This is a genomic window from Pseudooceanicola nitratireducens (assembly GCF_900109195.1).
GTDB classification, from domain to species: domain Bacteria; phylum Pseudomonadota; class Alphaproteobacteria; order Rhodobacterales; family Rhodobacteraceae; genus Pseudooceanicola; species Pseudooceanicola nitratireducens.
In genome coordinates, this window is the sequence record NZ_FNZG01000008.1 from 41,978 (window position 1) to 65,844 (window position 23,867).

General features: G+C 60.1%; 20 protein-coding genes, 1 tRNA gene and 2 rRNA genes. 16 read left to right on the plus strand and 7 right to left on the minus strand.

Going from position 1 to position 23,867, the window contains the following annotated elements; translation table 11 throughout:
* Positions 1 to 164 precede the first annotated feature (164 nt).
* The gene (locus BMX99_RS18190) at positions 165 to 1,106 is read left to right on the plus strand and encodes a LysR family transcriptional regulator (RefSeq protein ID WP_093455010.1); all 942 of its coding nucleotides are present in this window, start codon (positions 165 to 167) and stop codon (positions 1,104 to 1,106) included.
* A gap of 249 nt (positions 1,107 to 1,355) precedes the next feature.
* Here the strand turns inward: BMX99_RS18190 and BMX99_RS18195 are convergent, their stop codons facing one another.
* Entirely contained in the window at positions 1,356 to 2,291 is a 936-nt protein-coding gene (locus tag BMX99_RS18195; RefSeq protein ID WP_093455011.1) for a LysR family transcriptional regulator, read from the minus strand.
* Positions 2,292 to 2,480: 189 nt separating this feature from the next.
* Between BMX99_RS18195 and xdhA the strand changes: the two genes are divergently transcribed.
* Genes xdhA through xdhC form a run of 3 tightly spaced genes read left to right on the plus strand, consistent with a single transcriptional unit; the run spans position 2,481 to position 7,111 of the window.
* Positions 2,481 to 3,932 (plus strand): xanthine dehydrogenase small subunit, encoded by a 1,452-nt coding sequence (xdhA, locus tag BMX99_RS18200; protein WP_093455012.1) that lies wholly within the window; start codon positions 2,481 to 2,483, stop codon positions 3,930 to 3,932.
* A gap of 12 nt (positions 3,933 to 3,944) precedes the next feature.
* On the plus strand, positions 3,945 to 6,272 hold the full coding sequence (gene xdhB, locus BMX99_RS18205) for a xanthine dehydrogenase molybdopterin binding subunit (protein ID WP_093455013.1): 2,328 nt from the start codon (positions 3,945 to 3,947) through the stop codon (positions 6,270 to 6,272).
* Positions 6,269 to 7,111 (plus strand): xanthine dehydrogenase accessory protein XdhC, encoded by an 843-nt coding sequence (gene xdhC / locus BMX99_RS18210; RefSeq protein ID WP_093455014.1) that lies wholly within the window; start codon positions 6,269 to 6,271, stop codon positions 7,109 to 7,111. Before xdhB ends, xdhC begins: the two co-directional genes overlap by 4 nt.
* Positions 7,112 to 7,516: 405 nt before the next feature.
* Here the strand turns inward: xdhC and bhcR are convergent, their stop codons facing one another.
* The gene (gene bhcR / locus BMX99_RS18215; protein WP_093455015.1) at positions 7,517 to 8,359 is read right to left on the minus strand and encodes an HTH-type transcriptional regulator BhcR; all 843 of its coding nucleotides are present in this window, start codon (positions 8,357 to 8,359) and stop codon (positions 7,517 to 7,519) included.
* 168 nt (positions 8,360 to 8,527) lie between these two features.
* Between bhcR and bhcA the strand changes: the two genes are divergently transcribed.
* The 4 genes from bhcA to bhcD all read left to right on the plus strand — a co-directional run bounded on the left by bhcA (position 8,528) and on the right by bhcD (position 12,927).
* On the plus strand, positions 8,528 to 9,721 hold the full coding sequence (gene bhcA, locus BMX99_RS18220; RefSeq protein WP_093455016.1) for an L-aspartate--glyoxylate aminotransferase BhcA: 1,194 nt from the start codon (positions 8,528 to 8,530) through the stop codon (positions 9,719 to 9,721).
* Positions 9,718 to 10,689 carry a beta-hydroxyaspartate dehydratase BhcB gene (bhcB, locus tag BMX99_RS18225; RefSeq protein WP_093455017.1) on the plus strand — a complete coding sequence of 324 codons (972 nt, stop codon included), beginning with the start codon at positions 9,718 to 9,720 and terminating at the stop codon, positions 10,687 to 10,689. Before bhcA ends, bhcB begins: the two co-directional genes overlap by 4 nt.
* A 3-nt stretch (positions 10,690 to 10,692) precedes the next feature.
* On the plus strand, positions 10,693 to 11,856 hold the full coding sequence (gene bhcC / locus BMX99_RS18230; protein WP_093455018.1) for a 3-hydroxy-D-aspartate aldolase BhcC: 1,164 nt from the start codon (positions 10,693 to 10,695) through the stop codon (positions 11,854 to 11,856).
* Positions 11,857 to 11,961: 105 nt separating this feature from the next.
* The gene (gene bhcD / locus BMX99_RS18235; RefSeq protein ID WP_093455019.1) at positions 11,962 to 12,927 is read left to right on the plus strand and encodes an iminosuccinate reductase BhcD; all 966 of its coding nucleotides are present in this window, start codon (positions 11,962 to 11,964) and stop codon (positions 12,925 to 12,927) included.
* Between the two features lie 346 nt (positions 12,928 to 13,273).
* Here the strand turns inward: bhcD and BMX99_RS18240 are convergent, their stop codons facing one another.
* Together BMX99_RS18240 and puuE are read right to left on the minus strand one after the other, a co-directional pair.
* Entirely contained in the window at positions 13,274 to 13,576 is a 303-nt protein-coding gene (locus BMX99_RS18240) for an ureidoglycolate lyase (RefSeq protein ID WP_244525685.1), read from the minus strand.
* A gap of 111 nt (positions 13,577 to 13,687) precedes the next feature.
* Positions 13,688 to 15,112 carry an allantoinase PuuE gene (gene puuE, locus BMX99_RS18245; protein ID WP_244525686.1) on the minus strand — a complete coding sequence of 475 codons (1,425 nt, stop codon included), beginning with the start codon at positions 15,110 to 15,112 and terminating at the stop codon, positions 13,688 to 13,690.
* A 545-nt stretch (positions 15,113 to 15,657) separates the two neighbouring features.
* On the opposite strand from puuE, the gene BMX99_RS18250 reads away from it, so the two are divergent.
* The 8 genes from BMX99_RS18250 to BMX99_RS18290 all read left to right on the plus strand — a co-directional run bounded on the left by BMX99_RS18250 (position 15,658) and on the right by BMX99_RS18290 (position 22,210).
* Positions 15,658 to 16,713 (plus strand): aromatic ring-hydroxylating oxygenase subunit alpha, encoded by a 1,056-nt coding sequence (locus tag BMX99_RS18250; protein WP_170848861.1) that lies wholly within the window; start codon positions 15,658 to 15,660, stop codon positions 16,711 to 16,713.
* A gap of 4 nt (positions 16,714 to 16,717) precedes the next feature.
* Entirely contained in the window at positions 16,718 to 17,539 is an 822-nt protein-coding gene (locus BMX99_RS18255; protein ID WP_093455021.1) for a hypothetical protein, read from the plus strand.
* Positions 17,536 to 18,069, plus strand: coding sequence for a Rieske 2Fe-2S domain-containing protein (locus BMX99_RS18260; protein WP_170848862.1), 534 nt, complete (start codon positions 17,536 to 17,538; stop codon positions 18,067 to 18,069). The genes BMX99_RS18255 and BMX99_RS18260 overlap by 4 nt, the downstream gene beginning before the upstream one ends.
* Positions 18,066 to 18,707: a glutathione S-transferase family protein gene (locus BMX99_RS18265; RefSeq protein ID WP_093455022.1), complete on the plus strand. Its 642-nt coding sequence runs from the start codon at positions 18,066 to 18,068 to the stop codon at positions 18,705 to 18,707. Before BMX99_RS18260 ends, BMX99_RS18265 begins: the two co-directional genes overlap by 4 nt.
* Positions 18,704 to 19,651, plus strand: coding sequence for a PDR/VanB family oxidoreductase (locus BMX99_RS18270; protein WP_093455023.1), 948 nt, complete (start codon positions 18,704 to 18,706; stop codon positions 19,649 to 19,651). The genes BMX99_RS18265 and BMX99_RS18270 overlap by 4 nt, the downstream gene beginning before the upstream one ends.
* 345 nt (positions 19,652 to 19,996) lie before the next feature.
* Entirely contained in the window at positions 19,997 to 20,668 is a 672-nt protein-coding gene (locus BMX99_RS18280; protein WP_170848863.1) for a Rieske (2Fe-2S) protein, read from the plus strand.
* A 59-nt stretch (positions 20,669 to 20,727) separates the two neighbouring features.
* Positions 20,728 to 21,582, plus strand: a complete 855-nt coding sequence (locus BMX99_RS18285) for an aromatic ring-hydroxylating oxygenase subunit alpha (RefSeq protein WP_093455026.1) — start codon at positions 20,728 to 20,730, stop codon at positions 21,580 to 21,582.
* A 1-nt stretch (position 21,583) separates the two neighbouring features.
* The gene (locus tag BMX99_RS18290; protein WP_093455027.1) at positions 21,584 to 22,210 is read left to right on the plus strand and encodes a glutathione S-transferase family protein; all 627 of its coding nucleotides are present in this window, start codon (positions 21,584 to 21,586) and stop codon (positions 22,208 to 22,210) included.
* Positions 22,211 to 22,702: 492 nt separating this feature from the next.
* Here BMX99_RS18290 and BMX99_RS18295 read toward each other — a convergent pair.
* The 3 genes from BMX99_RS18295 to BMX99_RS18305 all read right to left on the minus strand — a co-directional run.
* Positions 22,703 to 22,779 (minus strand) — tRNA-Met (locus tag BMX99_RS18295).
* 160 nt (positions 22,780 to 22,939) lie between these two features.
* Positions 22,940 to 23,054: ribosomal RNA gene (gene rrf, locus BMX99_RS18300) — 5S ribosomal RNA — on the minus strand.
* A 99-nt stretch (positions 23,055 to 23,153) separates the two neighbouring features.
* Positions 23,154 to 23,867 (minus strand): 23S ribosomal RNA (locus BMX99_RS18305); the annotation flags it as partial.

The following is a 23,867-nucleotide window of genomic DNA, read 5'->3' on the forward strand; positions in this document are numbered from 1 at the left end:
GATAAATAGTTGTTTTTCTGCTTTCTTGCTCTGAGACGGCACGAAGTGATACCGTCATCAGCAAAGACGGAGCGCTGTCGTAATTTGGTTACACACGTTGTTAACCAGTGCAGGCCAACCAACAAGAATCACGTTGGAGATTTGGAACACAGCCCAGGTACCCCATGACGACCAAGGTTGAATTCAAAGATATCAGTAATTTCGTTCATGTCGCGAGGACAGGAAGTCTGACCCGCGCCGGAATGATTTCAGGTGTACCAAAAGCTACGCTCAGCCACAGCATCCGCCGACTGGAGGACCTGCTGGAGGTCGAACTGTTCCTTCGCTCGCAACGGGGTTTACAGCTGACTGATGCAGGTAATGCCCTCCTCGAAAATACCGGTCGCATATTTGACAGCATCGAACTGGCGGCCAGCGCGGCGCAGCGGGCCCATAGCTCTCTGAACGGGAAAGTCCGAATTCTGGGCAGCGCCGAATTCGGAACCAGCATTATTGGTGCCGCGACTTTGTATTTATCCCGAGAGCACCCGGGACTGTCTTTCGAAACACGAATGTATCCGAGTGACACTCCATTACCGGAGCAAACAGATTTCGATTGCTTGATTTTTGTCGGCACCGCACCATCGTCGGATCACGTTTGCCGAAAACTAGGCAACGTAGCGTATCGCGCCTATGCCAGTCCAATGCTCTTGAAGCGATTTGGAACCCCCAAGACCGTAGCAGATTTCAAAGAGCTTCCTGGAATAGAATACACCCGAAAAGGGATCGCAGAACCCTGGTTGCTGCAAGACGGCGAGGGGCAGCGCATTGGCGAATACGATGTGCGATTCAGCGTTCATGATTATTGGATGGCCAAATTCTACGCCGTCTCGGGCGAGGCCATAGCATATCTTCCAGACTTTTTCGTCCATTATGAAGTCGCCCAGGGGCACCTAATACCACTCCTTCAAGAAGCGGAAGAGAGCGAAAAAATATCTGTCTGGGCGATTTATGGTGGAGCCCGGCACAGGAACCCCCGAGTTAAATTGGTAATTGACACCCTTTGCCAGAACTTTGAGAAATTGATTCGCCATCCGGGTTATGCACTCGTGCGCCAAGAAATATAATAACGATGAATTTGAATGATCCTTCCCTGGACTTTCTCGGCTAATCCAAATGGAAAATAGCCGCATCGGCCTGTGACGGAAAAGTCGGGGGCTCTCTCCCCTTCCTTGCTGGCAGACGTCCACGGGCCTTGTCAGGTTTCAGACCGCCGGAGAGCGGAGGTTTGTTCTGAAACTAAACGCCCCGTCCGGGATCAGGGGCTTTCGAATTCCCGCCCCATGCCTTCCGACACCAGACCCGGTACTTCGGGATCAGACCGTCGCCGGAGGCGTCCCCGCCTGCATGTCCAACACTGCCGCTTTCACCGCCTCTGCCATATACTCGACAAACAACCTGATCTTCGGATCCTGCAATTTCCGATGCGGGAAAAGACAGCCGAGGGTCGCGGGCAGCGGAGGCGTCTGCTTCAGGATCTCGACAAGAGCACCGCTGCGAAGATGCTGCTGGACCTCTAACCGCGGACGGTTGGCGATGCCATGACCGTCCAAGGCCCACCTTGTCAGCACTTCGCCGTCGTCGGCATCGAAACGCCCCGCAACCTCAAGCCGCCGCAATCCGGTCGCGGTGCGCAATTGCCAGAAATACTCGGGCGAGCGCGGATAGCGCAGCAACAGGCAATTGTGCTTCCCGCCAAGCAGATCTTCGGGTGAGGTCGGTGTGCCGTGCCGGTCGAGATAGGCCGGCGCGGCGCAAAGGACACCCGGGCAATCGCAGATATGGCGCAGCTTCAGGTTCGAATCCCGCGGAACGCCCAGGAAGAACGCCACGTCCAGCCTCTCTCCCATCATGTCCACCAGCCGGTCTGACAGGCGCATCTGAACCTGCACCTCGGGGTATCGTTCGGTAAATTCGGGGACCAATGGCGCAATGATCCGTCGCCCGATCCCGAGCGGCGCGGTGACCCGCAGAACACCGCGCGGCGTCTCGGAAAAATTGGCCACAACCGCCTCGGCTTCTTCGAGCGACGCGAGTACGGTCTTGGCCTGCTCATAGAACACCCCTCCGACCTCGGTCAGGGTGATCGAACGCGTGGTCCGGTTGAAGAGACGGACCCCGAGACGGCTTTCCAGCTCTTTGATCCGTTTGCTGGCCACGGCGGGGGTCAAACGCAGATCGCGCCCGCCCGAGGTAATGCTGCCCAACTCTACCACTCGGACAAAGACCCGAAGGCTTTCAATATATTGCACTAAGCCTCTCCTCTAGCGACATCGGTCTTCCAGGGCTTTCGGGATCGCCGCAAGGTACCACCAGTCACCAGAGATTATTATCAACATTCCGTATAAAGTCCTTGGCGAAAGAACGCATATTCATTGAGATTGCCCTCCGCTAGCGTCCTGTCTGATTGCCCAGCCACATGTTCAGCCACGGAGGGATGCATGACGCACCGGAGCGAGATCCGCTTTCTGCTCAACGGACGGACGGTGAACCTGCCCACGGTTCCCGCCACGCAGACCCTGCTAGACTTTCTGCGGCTTGACCGCCGGCTCACCGGGACCAAAGAGGGCTGCGCCGAAGGCGACTGCGGTGCCTGCACGGTGCTCGTCGGTCGTCTGCACGCGGGCGTCCTGCGCTATGAGGCGGTGAACGCCTGCATCCGGTTTGTTGCCTCTCTTGATGGATGTCACGTGGTGACGATCGAACATCTGTCCGGCCCGGATGGCGCGCTGCATCCGGTGCAGCGGGCCATGGTTGAACACCACGGTGCGCAATGCGGTTTTTGCACGCCGGGTATCGTGATGTCGCTCTATGCGCTGTGGATGCAGACGCCCGTGCCGACCGAGACGCAGGTGGAAACCGCCTTGCAGGGCAATCTCTGCCGGTGCACCGGATATGCCCCGATCATCCGCGCTGCCGTGGCGGTCAGCCAATACGGCACCCCCGAGGCAGATCATCTGACGCAGGAGCGGGAGCGCATCACCACCGAGCTTCTTGCCATGAAGGACACGCGCCGGGTCGAGACCGGACCCGAGGAAAACCGGGCCATCCTTCCGGCAGATATCAATGATTTCGCCGCAGCCTATGCCGAGCATCCGCAGGCAACGGTGATCGCTGGCGCAACCGACGTCGGGCTCTGGGTGACCAAGTTCTTGCGCCCGATCTCGCCCGCGATCTTCATCACGCACCTGCCCGAACTGAAGGCGATCAAGGTCGGCACTGACGACATCACCCTGGGTGCGGGCGTCAGCTATTCCGAGCTGCAGCCTCTGATCGCGCAGCACCTGCCGCACCTGGCCGAATACTGGGACCGCATCGCCGGCTGGCAGGTGCGCAACATGGGCACCATCGGCGGCAATATCGCCAACGGGTCGCCGATCGGTGACACGCCCCCGGTGCTGATCGCGCTCGGGGCCGAGGTCACTCTGCGCCAAGGCGCTGCCGTCCGGACCCTGCCTCTCGAGTCCTTCTTTATCGACTACGGAAAACAGGACCGCCGCCCCGGCGAATTCGTCCAGAGCATCCGCATTCCGCTTCCCTCTGACGCAACCCGCTGTGCCGGCTACAAGATTTCCAAACGCCGCGACGAAGACATCTCGGCGGTCGCCGCAGGGATCAGTGTCACGGTGGAGGGCGGGATCATCCGCAGCGCCCGCATCGCGTTCGGCGGCATGGCCGCCACACCCAAACGCGCCAAGGCAGCCGAGGCCGCATTGTTGGACCAGCCCTGGAACGAGGCCAGCTTCGCTACCGCCGCGCGCGCCGTCGCCGAAGATTTCGCACCGCTCAGCGACTGGCGTGCCAGCGCCGAGTACCGGATGTGCGTTGCGCAGAATCTTTTGCGGCGATTTTTCCTCGAACAGGATGGCGCGCCCGTCCGCCTGAGCGCCTGAAGGAGCAGAGACGTGAAGCACCAGTCCAACATCCGCGGCGCCGTCAACGAAGATCGTCAACATGACAGCGCAATCAAGCACGTCCGCGGCATCGCCGAATACACCGATGACATCGCCGAACCGGTCGGCACGCTGCATGCCTATCTCGGCGTCTCTTCTGTTGCCCATGCCACGTTGAAAGGCATCGACCTGTCCGATGTGCGTACCGCGCCCGGCGTCATCGACGTCCTCACCGCGGCTGACATCCCCGGCCACAACGACATCAGCCCGACCGGACGCGGCGATGAGCCGGTTTTCCCGACCTCCAAGATCGAGTTTCACGGACAGCCCCTCTTTGCCGTGATCGCCGAAACCCGGGACGCCGCCCGCCGTGCCGCTGCGCTCGCCAAGGTGGATGCCGACGTGCTGCCCCATGCGCTGGACCCGATCGAGGCGCAGGCAGCGGGCTATCCGCACATTACCGACCCGCTGAAACTGGAACGCGGAGAGGTCGAGACCGCGATGGCCTCGGCGCCGCACCGGCTTCAGGGCCGGATCGCCATCGGCGGGCAGGATCACATGTATCTGGAAGGGCAGATCACTTTTGCCATGCCCGGCGAGGACGAGGACGTGATCGTGCACTGCTCGACCCAGCACCCAAGCGAGGCCCAGCACATGGTAGCACATGTGCTGGGTGTGGCGTCGAACGCCGTGGTCGTCAACGTGCGGCGCATGGGCGGCGGCTTCGGCGGCAAGGAAAGCCAGATGAACCTCTTTGCCGTGGTTGCGGCTTTGGCTGCCAAGCGTCTGAACCGCCCGGTCAAGATCCGACCCGACCGCGACCAGGACATGACCTCGACCGGCAAACGCCATGACTTCGTCATCGACTATGACGTGGCCTATGACGAGGACGGTCGTATCCAGGCAGTCGACAGCACCTTCGCGGCACGCTGCGGCTGGTCATCGGATCTGTCGGGCCCGGTAACGGACCGCGCGCTGTTTCACGGTGACAACGCCTATTTCTACCCTCATGTCCGGCTGAAAAGCCGCCCCATGAAGACCAACACCGTTTCGAACACCGCGTTCCGCGGCTTCGGCGGGCCCCAGGGCGTCGTCGCCGCAGAGCGGATGATCGAAGAGATCGCCTATGCCCTCGGTAAGGACCCGCTGGAGGTGCGCAAGGTCAACTTCTACGGCGATGTGGACAGCGGCCGGACCCTGACCCCGTACCACCAGGAGGTCACCGACAACATCATCGACCGCGTCGTCTCGGAACTGGAAGACGGCTGCGCCTACCAGCAGCGGCGCCGCGACATCATCGCGTTCAACGAACAGGGCGGCGTGCTCCGCAAAGGCATCGCCCTGACGCCGGTGAAGTTCGGCATTTCCTTCACTGCCACGCACTTCAACCAGGCCGGGGCGCTGATCCATATCTACTCCGACGGCTCGGTACATCTGAACCACGGCGGAACGGAGATGGGCCAAGGGCTCAACACCAAGGTAGCCCAGGTTGTGGCAGACGCGTTCCAGATCAATTTCGAACGTATCAAGATCACCCGCACCACCACCGAAAAGGTCCCCAACACCTCGGCCACGGCCGCGTCCTCGGGGTCCGACCTCAATGGCATGGCCGCACTTGACGCCGCCGAACAGATCAAGGCGCGCCTGGTGGACTTTGCCGCCGGACACTGGGACGTCGACCCGGACGAGGTTCGTTTCCTGCCAGGCCATGTTCAGGCGGGCACGCAACTGCTGACGTGGGAACAGGTGATCAAGGCCGCCTATATGGCCCGTGTCCATCTGTCCGCCGCAGGTTTCTACAAGACGCCGGACATTCACTGGGACCGTGCCGCCGGCAAGGGACGTCCGTTCTATTATTATGCGTACGGTGCCTCCTGCTCTGAAGTCACCATCGACACACTGACCGGTGAATACCGGGTGGACCGCACCGATATTCTGCATGACGTGGGGCGATCGCTGAACCCGGTACTTGACCGCGGTCAGGTCGAAGGTGCCTTTGTACAGGGCATGGGCTGGCTTACCACGGAAGAGCTGTGGTGGGACCAGAAGGGCGCGCTTCGCACCCATGCCCCCTCGACGTACAAGATCCCCCTCGCATCGGACCGCCCGCGGGTATTCAACGTGAACCTCGCCGAATGGTCCGAGAACACCAAGCGTACGATCAAGCGCAGCAAGGCTGTGGGCGAACCCCCCTTCATGCTTGGCATTTCGGTGTTCGAAGCCCTGTCCATGGCCGTCGCCAGCGTGGCAGACTACCGCGAATGCCCGCGCCTCGACGCCCCCGCCACGCCGGAACGTGTCCTGCTGGCCGTCGAACGTATGATCGGGCGGACGGCATGATCGCACTTGAAAGCCTGCTTAGCGGATCCAGCCCCGTGGCCCGGATCCTGGTCCGGCGGGTCCGCGGGTCCGCCCCACGCGAGGCAGGCTGCGAGATGTTCGTCAGTGAAGACGCGCGCCATGGCACAATCGGCGGCGGTCGGCTTGAACATGGGGCCATTGGCGCTGCGCGGGCCTTGCTGGCGCGCGGCGATCTGGCCGAAACGCTGGATATTCCTCTCGGCCCTGAGATCTGGCAATGCTGCGGCGGTCGGGTCGAAATCGCGCTAAGCCGCATGAGCACCCAGGACAAACGGGCCGCTCTGGACAGAGCGGCAGAGGCCACGGCGTCCCGGCCGATGGTTCAGATCCACGGCGCGGGCCATGTCGGCAGGGCATTGGCGGACCTGTTGCAACACCTGCCGATGCGCTGCGTGGTGATCGATGGTCGCGCCTCGGAGCTGGCGCTTTGCACGGCCCTGGTTGAAACGCGGCTCACGCCGCTGCCGGAGATCGAGATTTCGTCGGCCCCTCCAGGCAGTGCCTTCGTCGTGTTGACCCATGACCATGCGCTCGACTTCATCTGCACCGCAGCCGCGCTGCAAAGGACCGACGCCCGCTACGTGGGGCTGATTGGCTCTGCGACCAAACGCGCGAGATTTCAGCGTTTTGCCAAACAACAATGCGACAGTCTCGACACCCAGGCCCTGATCTGCCCGATTGGAGCTCAAGGCAGCCAGGACAAGCGGCCGGAGGTCATCGCGGCCTTCGTCGCTGCCGAAGTTCTGGCCGCCGTCACCCCTGTGGAAAGTGCCACGCGGCCCGCGATCCAGGCGGCCGAACAGGTCCCGGCGAGCTAGAGCCCGCAGCACTTGAGGGCAGGATCGAAGCGCATGGCACATTCAATAGGGTGCCTTTCAGATCCACAACGTTCCCTTCCGACCGAGACCGACCTGCAACCGGCTTCTCGCAAGAACTCGAAACTTCGTCCCTTCAGTGATGCTCTTCTGCGGACATGTCCGACGTGCTTCGCCTATGCCGCCGCGAAGCCAGTTTCTCACTGAGCGCGCCTTATTTTCCGACGCCCAGGCAGTCATCCCCAGGAGAAAGATGCGCGCTATCGTGGCCAACTTGCTGCCGTTTTGACAGGGCAAAGGGCTCTGGGTGTCGTCGCGCCCTCTCGGCAAATTTGCCGAGTTTTTCTTACAATACGTCATGGACGTGCAGCCGGGCTGAGGTTCTGACCATGTTCAGGCCCAGCCAGGTCAGCGCGCCGGCGGGATGACACCTCCGATCGCCGCCGTAAGCTCGCGGGCTGCGTGCATCACTGCGCGGCTTGTTTCATCGGTGCTCTCCTCGCTCATCCGAATGAGCGGCCCCGACACAGAGACGCCCGCCGCCGCCTCGCCCGAGGCATCGAAGACCGCGGCTGCAATGCACCGCATTCCAAGGTTTTTTTCCTCCGCATCAACGGCGTATCCGCGCGTCCGTATCACCTCGAGGTCAGACCTCAACGCGTCCGGCGATGCCAGGGTATGCGGCGTGAACCGTTCCATCCGCCTCGACAACAGCTTCTCAAGCCGCTCATTCGGGATCTCGGCCAGCAGCGCCTTGCCGATGCCCGAAGCATGCAACGGCGACAGCGTGCCCGGAGGAAAGAACGCGCGGATGCTCTCATGGGTCTCGACCTGGCTGACGAAAAGCACCGCATCCTCGCGCACGATGCCCAAGTTGGCCGTTTCCCCCGTCTCTTCCATGAGCCGACGCAGGATAGGCCGTGCCCGCTCGACCAGACTGGTCCGACGCAGGAAACGCGCACCTATGACAAAGGCCTGCGGACCGATGTGCCACAGCTGTTCTGCCGGGTCGAACTCGACCATCCGCCGCCCCTCGAGGGTGACAAGGATGCGATAGACCGTGGCCGGTGATTGCTGCAAATCCCCGGCAAGGTCCGACAAGGTGAGGCCGGATCGGCGGCTCAGATATTCCAGCACCTCCATCGCCCTATCGAGAGACTTGATCGTGTACTGCGCGCTGTTGTCATCCCAGCCGCGCGGCCGTCCCCGGTTTCGGCGAGGAGTGCTTTCCGTACTTTTCGGAGAATCCATCAAATCCCTCTCCTTTTATCGTAAAAACAATTTCACATTATGAAAAAGTTAACCGTCTGACAACGATCGACTTTCCGACACATCGCGTTTATGAAAAATGATTTCAAAAAAATTTTGCCGCAGCCCCTGTCCGGTTACTCTGAAATCCAGCGACCACAGGAGGTGGCAATGAGCTTCCAGAATCCCGTATTCATTCCGGGCCCGACCAATATCCCCGAAAGCCTTCGCAAAGCCTGCGACATGCCGACGATCGACCATCGCTCACCATTGTTCGGGCAGATCCTTCACCCGGCGCGCGAGGGCGTGCGCAAGGTATTGCAGAGCGAGTCGGCCGAAATCTTCATCTTTCCTTCCACCGGCACAGGCGGATGGGAAACTGCGCTCAGCAATACTCTGTCGTCGGGTGATACCGTGCTGGCGGCCCGCAATGGCATGTTTAGCCACCGCTGGATCGACATGTGCCAGCGCCAAAGACTGCGAGTCGAGATCGTCGAAACCCCCTGGGGCGAGGGCCTGCCTGCGGACCGCTACGCCGAGATCCTGGCGGCCGACAAACATCACCGCATCAAGGCAGTACTCGCCACCCACAACGAAACCGCCACCGGCGTGCGCTCGGACATCGCCGCAGTACGCCACGCGCTCGACGCGGCGGGCCACCCGGCTCTGCTCTTCGTCGATGGCGTAAGCTCGATCGGTTCGATGGATTTCCGCTTCGATGAGTGGGGTGTCGATTGCGCTGTCACCGGCTCTCAGAAGGGCTTCATGCTGCCCCCCGGCCTCGCCATCGTCGGCTTCAGCGAAAAGGCCATGGAGGCGACCAAAATCGCCATGTTGCCGCGTACTTTCTTCGACGTGCATGACATGGCGAAGGGCTACGCCAACAACGCCTATCCCTATACCCCCGCCGTCGGCCTGATGAACGGGCTGAACGAGGCCTGCCGGATGCTGCTGGACGAAGGCCTCGAAAACGTCTTTGCCCGTCACCACCGCATTGCGGAAGGCGTGCGCTGCGCGGTCCGCGCATGGGGGCTGAACCTCTGTGCCGCTTCGCCTGATATCTATTCCGACACGGTCAGCGCGATCCGCACACCTAAGGGGTTCAACGCGACGGATATCGTCAGCCACGCCGCGCAGACCTATGGGGTCGCCTTCGGCACCGGGCTTGGCGAAGTCGCCGGAAAGGTGTTCCGCATTGGCCACCTTGGCAGCCTGACCGACGTGATGATGCTTTCTGGCCTTGCAACGGCCGAGATGTGCATGGCGGACCTCGGGCTCGACATCACGCTCGGCTCGGGCGTTGCGGCAGCACAGGAATTCTACCGCGCCACGCCCGCCCTTTCCCGGAAGGTCGCCGCGGAATGACGGACGGTGCCCTGAACATCCCAACCTATGACGACATGCTGGCGGCCCACGCCCGCATCGCGCCATACATACACCGCACCCCGGTCCTGACATCTTCTTTCCTGAATGACCTCACCGGAGCGCAGATCTTCTTCAAGTGCGAGAACTTCCAGAAGGCCGGGGCTTTCAAGGTTCGTGGGGCGTCCAACGCCGTCTTCGGCCTTTCGGATGCCGAGGCAGCCCGCGGCGTCTGCACCCACAGTTCCGGGAACCATGCCCTGTCGCTTAGCTACGCTGCCGGGCGGCGTGGCATCCCCTGCAACGTGGTTATGCCTCGCACCGCTCCGCAGGCGAAGAAAGACGCCGTGCGGGGCTATGGCGGCATCATAACCGAGTGCGAACCGTCGACCTCGTCTCGCGAAGCGGTGTTCGCCGATGTGCAGGCAGAGACGGGTGGTGACTTCGTACACCCCTATAACGATCCGCGCGTGATCGCCGGCCAGGGCACCTGCGCGCGCGAGTTCATGGAACAGGCGGACGGGCTTGATATGGTCCTGGCACCGATCGGCGGGGGCGGCATGATCTCGGGCACCTGCCTGACGCTTTCCACACTTGCGCCCGAGGTACAGATCATTGCGGCCGAACCCGAACAGGCTGACGACGCCTACCGCAGCTTCAAGGCCGGACACATCATTGCCGATGATGCCCCCGAGACCGTGGCGGATGGGCTGAAGGTGCCGCTCAAGGATCTAACCTGGCATTTCGTGTCGAACCACGTCAGCGACATCCTTACCGCCTCGGAGGACGAAATCGTCGACACGATGAAGCTGATCTGGAAGCGTTTGAAAATCGTGATGGAACCCTCAAGTGCCGTTCCGCTCGCCACCGTCCTCAAGAACCGCGATCGCTTCGCCGGCAAGCGTGTCGGTATCATCATCACTGGCGGCAATGTCGATCTCGACCGCCTGCCCTGGACCAAAGGAACCTGAGTCATGAATGCACCCGTGAACTTCGACCAACTCGAAGTCGGCTTTGACGTGCCGGCCTTGCCCGGGATGGATGCCGCAGAGATCCAGACCCCCTGTCTGGTGCTCGACCTTGACGCACTCGAACGCAATATTCGCAAGATGGGCGATTATGCCCGTGCTCACAACATGCGCCACCGCGTCCATGGCAAGATGCACAAATCGGTTGATGTGGCCAAGCTGCAGATCAAGCTTGGTGGTGCGATCGGTGTCTGCTGTCAAAAAGTTTCGGAGGCCGAGGTTTTTGTGCGGGGCGGCATCATCGATGTCCTGGTGTCGAACCAGGTACGCGATCCCCGAAAGATCGACCGTCTGGCACAACTGCCGAAACACGGTGCAAAGATCATTGTCTGCGTCGACGACATCGAAAACGTCGCGGAACTCTCAGATGCGGCGCAAAAGCATGGCACCACGCTGGAGTGCTTCGTCGAGATCGACTGCGGTGCCGGGCGCTGCGGCGTGACCACGGCAGACGCGGCAGTCGAAATCGCCCAGGCGATCGATGCCGCCAAGGGGCTCAAATTCACCGGTATTCAGGCCTACCAGGGTGCGATGCAGCATCTCGACAGTTACGAAGCACGGCGCGACAAACTGAACGTGGCCATCGCCCAGGTGAAAGAGGCCGTAGCGGCGCTCGAAGCTGTCGGGCTGAAGCCCGAGCTGGTGTCGGGCGGCGGCACCGGAAGCTACTATTTCGAGAGTAATTCGGGCGTCTACAACGAGCTTCAGTGCGGCTCATATGCGTTCATGGATGCCGATTACGGTCGTATCCTCGACAAGGACGGCAACCGCATCGACAATGGCGAATGGGAGAATGCCTTCTTCATTCTCACCCAGGTGATGAGCCATGCCAAGACCGACAAGGCGATCTGCGATGCTGGCCTCAAGGCACAATCGGTCGACAGCGGACTGCCGGTGGTCTTCGGACGAACCGATGTCGAATACGTCAAGTGTTCCGATGAACATGGCGTGATCGCCGATCCGAGTGGCGTCCTGAAAGTCGGCGAAAAGTTGAAGCTCGTGCCGGGTCATTGCGACCCCACTGCCAACGTCCACGATTGGTACGTCGGAGTTCGCGATGGCAAAGTCGAACAGCTCTGGCCGGTCTCGGCCCGCGGCAGAGCTTACTGATCCTCTTCCAGATCCTCCCCTGCCCGGTCCGACAAGACCGGGCACACTTCGCCCGCGCGCTCACTGTCCCGGCGCGCGGGCGACATTTCTTTGAAAGGAGAGCCCATGCTTATTGTTCCTGAACGCGAGGTTGCCGGCCTGATGACCCGCGAGGCCGCCTTCACGGCGGTGGAACAGGTGTTCGCTGCAATGGCCAACGGCAATGCCTACAATTTTCCCGTCGTGCGCGAAGCGATCGGTCACGAAGATGCCCTTTACGGATTCAAAGGCGGCTTCGACAGAACCGGCCTTGCTCTCGGCCTCAAGGCCGGCGGCTACTGGCCGAACAACCTTGAAAAGCGGGGGATGATCAATCACCAATCCACCGTATTCCTGTTCGATCCGGACACGGGCAAGGCCAGGGCCATGGTCGGCGGCAACCTTCTGACGGCCCTGCGGACTGCCGCGGCCTCCTCGGTGTCGATCCGGCACCTTGCTCGTGAAGAATGTAAAGTGATCGGCATGGTCGGCGCAGGCCATCAGGCGACCTTCCAGCTGCGTGCGGCACTCGAACAGCGCGCATTCGAGAAGGTAATCGGCTGGAACATGCACCCCGAGATGCTGCCCAATATCGAAAAGGTCGCGGCCGAGGCCGGCCTGCCCTTCGAGGCGGTCGAACTGGACGGACTGCGCGCTGCGGATGTGATCATTTCGATCACCTCATCTTTCGACGCGATCCTGACGGCCGACCACGTCGCACCCGGCACCCATATTGCCTGCATGGGCACCGACACCAAAGGCAAGCAAGAGGTTTCGCCCGAACTGCTGAGCAAGGCCACCGTGTTCACCGATGAGGTCGCACAATCGGTGTCGATCGGCGAGGCACAACATGCCGTGGCGCTTGGGCTCATCCGCGAGGCAGACATCTCGCAGCTTGGCGCGGTGATCGACGGCACGCACCCCGGCCGTCAGTCGGATGAGGAAATCACGCTTTTTGACGGTACCGGCGTCGGACTTCAGGACCTTGCCGTTGCTGCCGCTGTGGTCGATCTTGCCGTTGAAAAGGGCATCGCCATCGAGGTTGATTTCTGAACACTGGACGGGATGCCGCCTGGTTCGGCGTCCCGAACCTTTTTGGGCCAGGGCAGGACACAGCCCGCCGTCGACAACTGACGCCCCTGTCCGACAATACATTCAGCGACGGACGTGGAAACGGACGATCCCTTCGCCAACCCCGCAGCTTTGCTCTGCATGGGCTAATGGTGCGACCGGCAGGCCCAGCCTTCGGGGTGAGAAACGCCCCCCGGAAGATACGGGATCGGATGACATTCAGATCTGGGCTCCGTGGGGGAGCGGTCTTTTGGGTCGCTGCCCAAGTTCATTCGATCCGGTAGGGTTCCCGGAACCAGTGTTCCTTCAGATTGTCCCCGTCACTGTTTCAATCGACCAACGGAAAGAGACCCGAACCGGAAAGCGGGCCCCGAACACCGTGCCATCTGTTTGGGTGGACATTGATGCCGTACTTAAGTTGCGAGACGAAGGCCTGCAGACGAACCGGCTTGCGCTCCTCATCTGGCGGGGCAACTATCAGAAAGCCATCCATCGGCGGTAGCGGGAAAGCCGGGCTGCCGGGCGGATGGCGCTCCATCATCTCCTGTCGGTACCGAAACGCGCGGCGCGGCCTCGAAAAGACTGATGCCGGCGCGTCCTTCTTCGGGAAAATCCAGCGTGGCGCGATCATGGTAGCGTCGTCAAAGCCGCTGTTAGATCATCGCGCCACGTGCCCTTTCAGTATCGAGCACCTCACCGAAGGGCGCGAAACCCTCGGCGGTCAGTGGCTTGATCCGGATCTTCAAGCGCCCAGCATCTCAATCAGACGCAGTTCGGCGATGCGTTCAACTTGACGGCAGGCCTCGGCGAATTCCGTCGGACGATCGTTTAGGATCCGGCGGTGGAACCCATCCCGGATCGAAGCCTTGCTATGGTCCTTCACCGCAATGATGAAAGGAAAACCATGGCGCGACATGTACTCGGCGTTGAGTCTTCGGAAGACCTCGCGTTCCCGGTCAGTCAGCATATCAAGCTCCGCCTCCGCCTGCGCATCTTTGGACTCAGCGGTCAGCCGTCCCGCGGTGGCAAGCTTGCCCGCAAAATCGGGCTGAGCCTTCAGAACGCCCAGGCGCTGTTCATCCGTGGCCGACCGGAACACCCGTGCCAGCGCATTATGGACACCGGCAGCACTGTCGTGATGAGCGCCCAGTTCAAGCGCATGCGCCCCCTCGGCGATCCACGAAGAATGCTCGAATACGCCGCCGAAGGCCTCGACGAAGTTTTGACGGTCCATCTGTGACGGGCGGGGGCCGGTCCTGGGCGGATGGGTCTTCGCCCAATGGTCCGCGATTTCTTCGCGGGTGGCGAACCAGACGCCCTCGTGCCCGGCCATGTGCTCCAGCACGCGCCTGAGCGCAATGACCCGCCCCGGGCGACCGACCAGACGACAGTGAAGGCCGATGGACAGCATCTTCGGCTGGCCCCTCTGACCCTCGGCATAAAGCATGTCAAAGCTGTCCTTCAGGTATCCTTCGAACTGCGCACCATCGGTAAAGCCAGCCTGGATCGCGAAACGCATGTCGTTGCAATCCATGGTATAGGGCACGATCAGCTGATCCTTATCGCCCGCTTCGACCCAATAGGGCAGATCGTCTGCGTAACTGTCGGCGATATAGGCAAAATTCGCCTCGGACGCGGCCAGGTTGATGGTGTTCATCGAACACTGCCCGGTATACCAGCCACGCGGCGCGCTGCCTGTCACCTCGGTGTGCAGCCGGATCGCCTCTCGGATCTGGGCGCGTTCTTCCTCGGAGGACATGTCCCTGTGCTCGACCCACTTGAGACCATGGCTGGCGATCTCCCAGCCGGCCTCTTGCATTGCCTTGACCTGCTCCGGCGCGCGCGCCAGCGCGGTCGCGACACCGTAGACAGTTACGCCACCCTTGCCGACAACGTCTGTCAGAAGATCCTTCAGGCGCCAGAATCCTGCCCGGCTGCCGTATTCATAGATCGTTTCCATGTTCCAGTGCCGCTGGCCGGGCCAGGGCCGAGCGCCGGTGATCTCGGACAGGAATGCCTCGGACGCCGAATCGCCGTGCAGGATGTTGTTCTCGCCGCCCTCTTCGTAGTTGACCACGATCTGAACAGCGATCTTGGCACCATTTGGCCATTGGGCATCGAGCATATTCGGGCCGTGACCGACCATGTCTCGGGGATAGCGTTGCAAATCCAAACCTCCGTTTTAACCGCCTTCTAGGCGATGAAATCGCCCGGAATTATCAAAAAGAATGCGAAAGAGACTTCGGCAACTGCCGCTTTGCCTGCCTGACATTTACGGGGTTGGAAAATGGCATGAGACGTCCGGCAGGAGCTCAGGATGACCGGAGACCTTGCGCCCCATGGTCTTGTTACTGCCTGCGGGATGCCCGCCGAGGGCATCACGATCCCGCTTGATCTAGGCTCGGAAACGTCTCACCGGACAATCGCCAAGAGCGTGACAAATCACGATGGCCGTACCGACATTCCGGACCGGCGTCCGGCGGTCGGGCTCAGCGGCCCATCGACCTGCAAGCCGCAATCTCCCGCCTTCGACCAGGGTAGAAACTGACGGGCCGACCGAGAATCGCCGTCAAACGGCGGCTCTCCGGAGCGGCCTGACGTCTCGTTCATAATCCGAAACACAAAGTACAATTTAATGCACTTTTTGAAACGAAAGCTCCTCCGCTAGGCTTCTTGAAAGCAACTATTAACGGTAGCCAACCGGGAGGTATAATGAACGCCCTGTCCCCACTCACCGCAGACCAAAGCTATCTGCGTCATTTCTGGCATCCTGTCGCAACTGTCAACGAACTTGAGGCCGCCGATCCGGCGGGCAACGGCCCGATCGGCCGGACGCTTCTTGACGAACCTCTGGTTATCGCACGACTGGACGGAAAATATGTGGCCATGCACGATCGATGCGCACATCGCTTTGCGAAGCTGTCCGTCGGCAAGGTGCTGGACAACAACCGTATCCAATGCCCCTATCACGGCTGGGAATATGGTGCCAGCGGCCGCTGCGAACATATGCCGGCCTGTCCGAACGACGCGATTCCGAAAAAGGCATTCACCCCTGCCTTTGACTGCGAAGAGCGATACGGGATCATCTGGGTCCGCCTCGACAGTTCCTGGGATTGCACCAACATTCCTTACTGCGAAGCCTGGGAAAACCCGGAATACAAGCGCCAGATCGTCGCCGAACCCTACAACTGGGACAGCTCGGCCGAACGCCGCTGGGAAAACTTTACCGATTTCTCGCACTTCGCCTATGTGCATCCGGGCACCCTCTATGACCCGGCGTATTCCGAACCGGCAATCGTGCCTGTTGACCGTGTCGGCGGCGAACTTCGCTTCTTCATGGAGCCGGGACGCGACATGCTCGACACCCTGCCGGACGATAGTCCCCTTGGAAGCTGGAATTACCGCAACACCATGCCGTTCAGCGTCAACCTGTCGATCAGGCTGTACAAGAACGACCAGCCCTTCCTTCTCTGGACGACCTCGAGCCCGATCTCGGCGACCTCGTGCCGGAACTTCATGATCATCGCACATACCGACGAAAACCTGCCCGACAGTCAGCCGCTCGACTTCCAGAAAATCGTTCTGGCTGAGGACCAACCGGTCATTGAGACGCAGCCCGGCCCGATCTATCTGGACGAAGTCTCGCTGCCGACGGACAAGATCTCGAACCAGTACCGGAAATGGCTGAGGGAACTGTCCGCAGCAGCGGCAAAAGGCGAAGAGGCCTTCAAGGCGGCCCTTTATACCGACGTCACCGAGAGCAAGTGAAAGAATGGACGCTCACGATGACGCGGAGGTCTGGAACCGTTGGTACCCACTCGGGTCACCAACGGACATCCGGCGGAGGAACGCGACCAAAACCCGGCTTCTGGGCCATGAGATCGACCTGGAAATCCACCAGACGTGGATTTCAGCGTCGGTCGGCTCGCGCCCTTTGCCGATTACCGAACGACTGGGGTATATCTGGACAAGTCTTGGCGACCCCGACGGCCCGCCCCAACAATTGCTCGAATATTACGAGGTCGATCGCCTCGTCATGAATATCTGGTCCACGCCCATCAAGTGTTCGGGCCTTCGGATCGTGGACAACGTGATCGACAACGCCCACTTCCCGTTCCTGCACCCCCATGTCCTGGGCGATGAGGAGCATCTGGACCTGGTCCCGGGGGAAGCAAGCGTCGACGACCAGGGTGCCTTGTGGCTGAAGTCGCAGAAAGCCTGGCTGCCTCTGACGAATTCGGTTGCGGAATACACCTATCGGATTTCCGATCCATATTCGGTGGTTCTGTTCATCCATCGCCCTGAAACACCGGGTCGATACGACTATCTCGGCATTTTTGCGCAGCCCTTGGATGAAGAAAGCTTCATCGCCCACAAGATGCTTGCCTGGATCAGGGAAGACTGGATGGACGAGCGCCAGTTGAAGGCCGACCAACAGAGCATCTCTGCGCAGGACAAATACGTCCTTGAACGGCATGCCCACAAGAAACTGCCCCTCAATGACGTCGAAACCTCCATCGAGGTGGACAGGTCTTCGTTGCGCTACCGGGAATGGTTGCGGGCCCGAAATGTCAACTACGGAGCGATGACATGACCTCCTACGTTGTTGCACTCGAAAAAGACGTCCGGCCGAATTCGATCGTCAGGTCGATGATGGGGGACACCCCCCTGGTCATCTGGAGAGGCTCCAGTGGCGCGATCCACGTCTGGCTGGATTGCTGCCCGCATCGCTCTGTCAGACTTAGCGCCGGACGGAACATGGGGGACTATCTCGAAGGCGTGTACCACGGATGGCGTTTCGACGAAACCGGACTGGTCACACTGGTTCCCGCGTTGCAGGGTCGCCCGTCCGAAGACATTCGCGCAACCGTCTATTCCACAGCGTTGGCAGACGGCTTTGTCTGGGCGAGCGATGACGCTTGTACGCCTGCGGAAAGCGCCGGAGAGCCCTGCTATCCGGTCCACATCGCGGCACCGATCGACCAAGTCCGGCAGCAAGTCGATACCGCAGTCGATCATCTTACCCCCTGGGGAACACAGGAAACGATGGTCTATCCAACAGGGAATCCAGAACAAAGACGCGCCGAATTGTCCGCGATTAGGCTAAGATTGGAGGAGTCATGATACAGCTCCATGACTACCCACTTTCGGGGAACTGCTTCAAAGTCCGCTTCCTGATGGATCAGCTGGACCTGGACTACCAGTCGACCCTTGTCGATTTCTATCCCGGGTACGAGCATAAATCGCCACGTTTCCTCAAGATCAATCCCTTGGGGCAACTTCCGGTCATCGAGGACAACGGTCAAACCATTCGCGATGCGCAGGCCATCCTGGTCTATCTGGCGACCGCATATGATACGTCCGGCACGTGGTTCCCGCGCGACCGGCAAGGCGAGATCTACCAATGGCTCGCCTTCGCGGACGAGTTGACCGGATCCATCTCGGCTGCGCGGCTTCATGATGCGATGTTCTATAGCCTGGACGTTGCCAAGGCCCGGGCGAGAGGCACCAAGCTGCTGCGGATCGTCGACGAACATCTCTGGTTCACCGAAAAAGACGGCCACGACTGGTTGGTGCCGTTGCCGCATCCGACCATCGCTGATGTCGCCTGCCTTCCCTACATCGCGCTCGCCGAAGAAGGCGGGATTGACCTTGCTCCCTATCCTTCCGTCGCACGGTGGATGGAGCGCTTTATGAGACTCGAGAAGTTCAAGCCGATGCCCGGCATGATGCCTCTTGAAATGCCGAAGGAAACGCCATGAATACTCAACGGGTAAAAGTCAGGCGAATTGTAGAACAGACGCCGGAAATCCGGTCATTCGAACTCGTCCCCTGCGATGGATCTTCTGTCAGTTTCACGCCCGGAGACCATATCGACGTCCACGCCGGCAAAGACCTCATTCGCCAGTACTCGCTCTGGAACGGGCCCGATGACCGCGACGCCTATCAGATCGGCGTAAAGCGCGAGGAGAACGGCCGGGGCGGATCCGCCGCGATGCACACTCTCAAAGAGGGTGACGAGATCGAAGTGAGCTTGCCCCGCAACAACTTTGAACTTCGGTCCGACGACGGCCCGGTGATCCTGATCGCCGGCGGGATCGGTATCACACCGGTACTGTCGATGGCGCGGCACCTTCAGGCCATGAACCGCAAATGCGTGCTTCACCTGTTTGCCCGAAGCGACGAGCATCTGCCCTTCAAGAACGAGCTGGCAGCGCTGGACGAGGTTCCGATCCATCTTGGGCTTGTTCCCCCGGAACTTGACGCTGTTCTGACTCGGATCCTGTCCAACCCGCCCAAGGATGCACGCTTGTATTTCTGCGGCCCCGGGCCCTTCATGGACCTGATCGAGAACTTGGCGAAGACCTGCGGCTGGAGCAGCGATCGTGTCCATCTGGAACGTTTCAGCGTCGAGGCGGACTCGCTCGACCTCGACGGGGAGAGCTTTGAGCTCGTGCTTCAACAATCGGGCGTCACCCTGACGATTGCCGAAGGCCAGACCATCATCGAAGCGATGGAAGCAGCCGGTCTTGAGCCGATGACATCCTGCGAACAGGGCGTTTGCGGCACCTGCCTGACGACGGTCCTGGAGGGAGAGCCGGATCACCGCGACCTCTACCTCAATCCCGCCGAGAAGGACTCCGGCACGCTGATCATGCCTTGCGTGTCTCGATGCAAGGGCAAGAAACTGGTTCTGGACCTGTAACATGGTAACGCGACGCGTATCTCTTGAGGGCGCACTCAGCACTGAATCATGCCTGGCCATGATCAGTCACTTTGCAAGGCGCCTCTCCCTGACGAGCACAATCACAAGCGCGTCGCCCAGATCCATTTCCATCATGCTGACCGGAGATGAACGGGTCATCGACATGTTCGAGATCGCCTGCTGGCTCGGGCCTGACGACGTGACAGTCGACACGATCACAGTCGAAATCGTCTGACGCGGTGCAGAACCCAAGCCCGGCACCGCGGACGGGACTGAAAAAGCCGGGCCCGATCAGGGCCCAGCCAACCAGGTCTCAGGGCTTACAACACAGAAATGGGGAGTGAAATGCAATCTACAGAACTCGAAGCCGGATGGTTCCCTGCCGGACTTCAGAACCACGTTCTTCCCAAGACGGCGGGACGTATCATGATCGGTGACAAGGACATCGCCCTATGGCGCGGTGAAGATGGCAAGATCAGGGCATGGGAAAACAGATGCCCGCACCGCGGTATGCGGTTGTCCTATGGCATCGTTCGCGGGAACACGCTGACATGCCTATACCATGGCTGGTCCTACGACGGCACCGGGGGCTGCGCAGGAATTCCGGCACATCCGGATCTGACGCCGCCCAAGACGATCCGCACCAAGGTTTACCGCGCAGCGGATTCCGGTGGTATGATCTGGGTCGCAAACCCCGAAGAAGCCACCGAGGTCCCTGCGATTGACGGTGCCTGGGCCCCCAACCGTTCGATCCATGTCGATGTGGCTCCGGCGAACATTGCAGCTCTGACCGAGGGCATCGGAGCCGAGCTGCAGTCCAAGATCACCGATCACGCCGCGATCCTCCGCGTCCCGAACATCGAGGAAGACATCCTCGTGGCCTTCCTCGACATGAAGGAGCACGGCGCAATGATCCACACTGCGGTTCCGGCCAAGGCTACGGAAGCTGTCGCAATCGCCGTCAGCAAGCTGTCCACCCATCTGCGGCAGGTCTTCAAGGCGTCCAGCGCCGCTTAACAGGCCTCATAGCCTAGCAAGTTGATCGTCTCACTTCGACAAGCGAGGAGAAACATACTATGAAACCCGATTCATTCACCCATTCGCAATGGTACGCCATCGGCCGCATTGGCGATTTCGAAGGTGCGAACGCCAAACCTGTCCGGCTGCTCTCGCAGGACTTGACGGTGAACAACTCGGCTGGCGTTCTGTCGGTCGCGGATGCCGAAGGTCGCAGCCTTCAGTCGCAGATCCGCTATGGCCATCTCTGGACCACGCTCAGCGACAATCCCCGCCCGCTGTATGACATGCCCGAATTCGACGAACCGGACCGCCGCCTTGTGACCGCTGGCGGCGTGGGCGTCCGATGCTCCGGTCTGCGGTGCGTCGAGAACTTCCTCGACATGGCGCATTTCCCCTTCGTTCACACGGACATCCTTGGTGTGGAAGACCATTCTACCGTCGAAAACTACGACGTCAGCATGGATGCAGACAAAGACGAGATCTGGGCGACCAAATGCAAGTTCTTCCAGCCCCTCGCCTCGGCGGCGGCCACGGGCGGACAGATGACGGAATACAAGTATCGCGTTCCGCATCCCTATTCGACCATCCTCTACAAGACATGCCCTATCCGGGAAAATGTCTGGGATCTGGTCGGCCTGTTCATCCAGCCCGTGGAAGAAGACGAATGCATCGTTCATTCGTTCATCCTGGTCTTCGATGAAGACAACACCGACACCGGTCTTCTTCACTTTCAGCAGAACATCTTTCTGCAGGACCGGATGATCCTTGAAAATCAGGTTCCCCGGAAACTGCCGCTCGATCCCCGATGGGAACTTCCGACACGGGCAGACGCATCTTCCATCGCCTATCGCCGTTGGCTGAAGGCCAATGAACTCCAGTGGGGGATCGCCCTCTTCGACAAGGCGGCATGAAATGAAGCTTTATGACTATGTCCTGTCCGGCAACTGCTACAAGATCAGGTTGCTTCTGGATTTCCTGGAAATTGCTCACGAAAAGCAGGCCGTGGACTTCTTCCCGGGGCTTGAACACAAGTCCGATGCCTTCCTTCGGATAAACCCTTTGGGGCAAATCCCTGTGTTGGAAGATGACGGGGCCCATATCCGTGATGCACAGGCAATTCTCGTCTATCTGGCATCGCGCTACGACCCCGATAACACGTGGTGGCCCGTTAATGACCCAGCACAGCTGGGCCGGGTCGCGCAATGGCTGGCTTTCGCGGACAGCATCACCTCCACCGCCTCCGCGGCGCGGCTGCATGACGTGCTTGGTTACGATCTGGACGTGGAGCAGGCACGGGCGGGTGCCCATCGGCTGTTCCGGATCCTGGATGACCATCTGGCAAACCAGGAACTGCAGGGCTTTGACTGGATAGCGGGGCCGAATGCGACCGTGGCAGATATCGCCTGCTTCCCCTATACGGCCCTCGCCGGAGATGGCGGCATCGACCTGTTCTACTATCCGGCGATCCAGCGCTGGATCCGCAGGTTCGTCCATCTGCCACATTTCAAACTGATGCCAGGGATCAATATCTTCGCCTGATCTGACATGCTTACAAACCGGGAACGGCATCTTCAAAAGGGATGCCGTTTTTTTCGCACCAAACCAGGCGATCAGTGCCAAAGGCGTGCCCGATCGATGCTGGGCGTCAAGGCGGTCTGTTCCTCAGCCCCTTCCTCTCGGCGTTTACACCCCCTCATGATCCATACCACCTAAAGCCGGTCTGACGTCAGCACGACTGGAGCATGGAAAAGATGTCAGACAGAATAATGCCAGGCATGACACCGTCTAAAGAGCGGCGATAGAGGACCGGCAACGGTGTCGAAAAAGACAAGGCTTAGCGCACCGTCCAATTGCGGCAGGGTACGAGTACGGGTAGGCGACGGGCAAACAAGTAGTGACGTTTTCGTGCGTCGTGCTCATCGCTTGAAGTCGCTTTGCGTCTTCTGCACTCTTCGCGTGGATTGGTCACGGGGAGGACCGCCTGGGCTGATTGGCCTGTGGGTCGGTTTGGTTTGGTGTGTTTTTTGGTGTTGGTTGCGGGAGTAGGATTTGAACCTACGACCTTCAGGTTATGAGCCTGACGAGCTACCGGGCTGCTCCATCCCGCGACACTTTTGTTGGGCTACCGCGCAGAGCGCTATTTGAGCCCGGTTGGCGTCGAACAGGTGTGTTCTTGGCCGTGTCAGCCCTTGATCCGGTAACGATTAGGGCTTGTTTGTGCCCCGAGGGGCGCATCGAAAGAGAGAAATCGTTTTGGGTTCTTACTAGGTCTGGCGGTGACCTACTCTCCCACGTCTTAAGACGCAGTACCATTGGCGCGACAGCGCTTAACGGCCGAGTTCGGGATGGGATCGGGTGTTTCGCTTGTGCTATGACCACCAGACCAAGAAAGAACCCATGTTGTCCAAGTCTCTGATACACAATGGTGTGTATGCTTCTGATTTATCAGGAGTAGTTGGTGTTAGCCTGGCTACTACTGGATCAAATCAAGCCTATCGGGCAATTAGTAATGGTCAACTGAATGCGTTACCGCACTTACATCTCCATCCTATCGACGTGGTGGTCTACCACGGCCCTCAGGGATACCTTGTTTTGAGGGGGGCTTCCCGCTTAGATGCCTTCAGCGGTTATCCTGTCCGGACATAGCTACCCTGCACTGCCGTTGGCACGACAACAGGTCCACCAGTGGTCCGTTCACCCCGGTCCTCTCGTACTAGGGGCAACTCCTCTCAAGTATCCTACACCCACGGCAGATAGGGACCGAACTGTCTCACGACGTTCTAAACCCAGCTCACGTACCTCTTTAAACGGCGAACAGCCGTACCCTTGGGACCTGCTCCAGCCCCAGGATGAGATGAGCCGACATCGAGGTGCCAAACACTGCCGTCGATATGGACTCTTGGGCAGTATCAGCCTGTTATCCCCGGCGTACCTTTCATCCGTTGAGCGATGGCCCTCCCACTTGGGACCACCGGATCACTATGGCCGTCTTTCGACTCTGCTCGACTTGTCAGTCTCGCAGTCAGGCTGGCTTATGCCATTGCACTCAACGAGCGATTTCCGACCGCTCTGAGCCAACCTTCGCGCGCCTCCGTTACGCTTTAGGAGGCGACCGCCCCAGTCAAACTACCCGCCACACAGGGTCCCGGAACCCGATAAGGGATCGCGGTTAGACATCAAGCAGAACAAGGGTGGT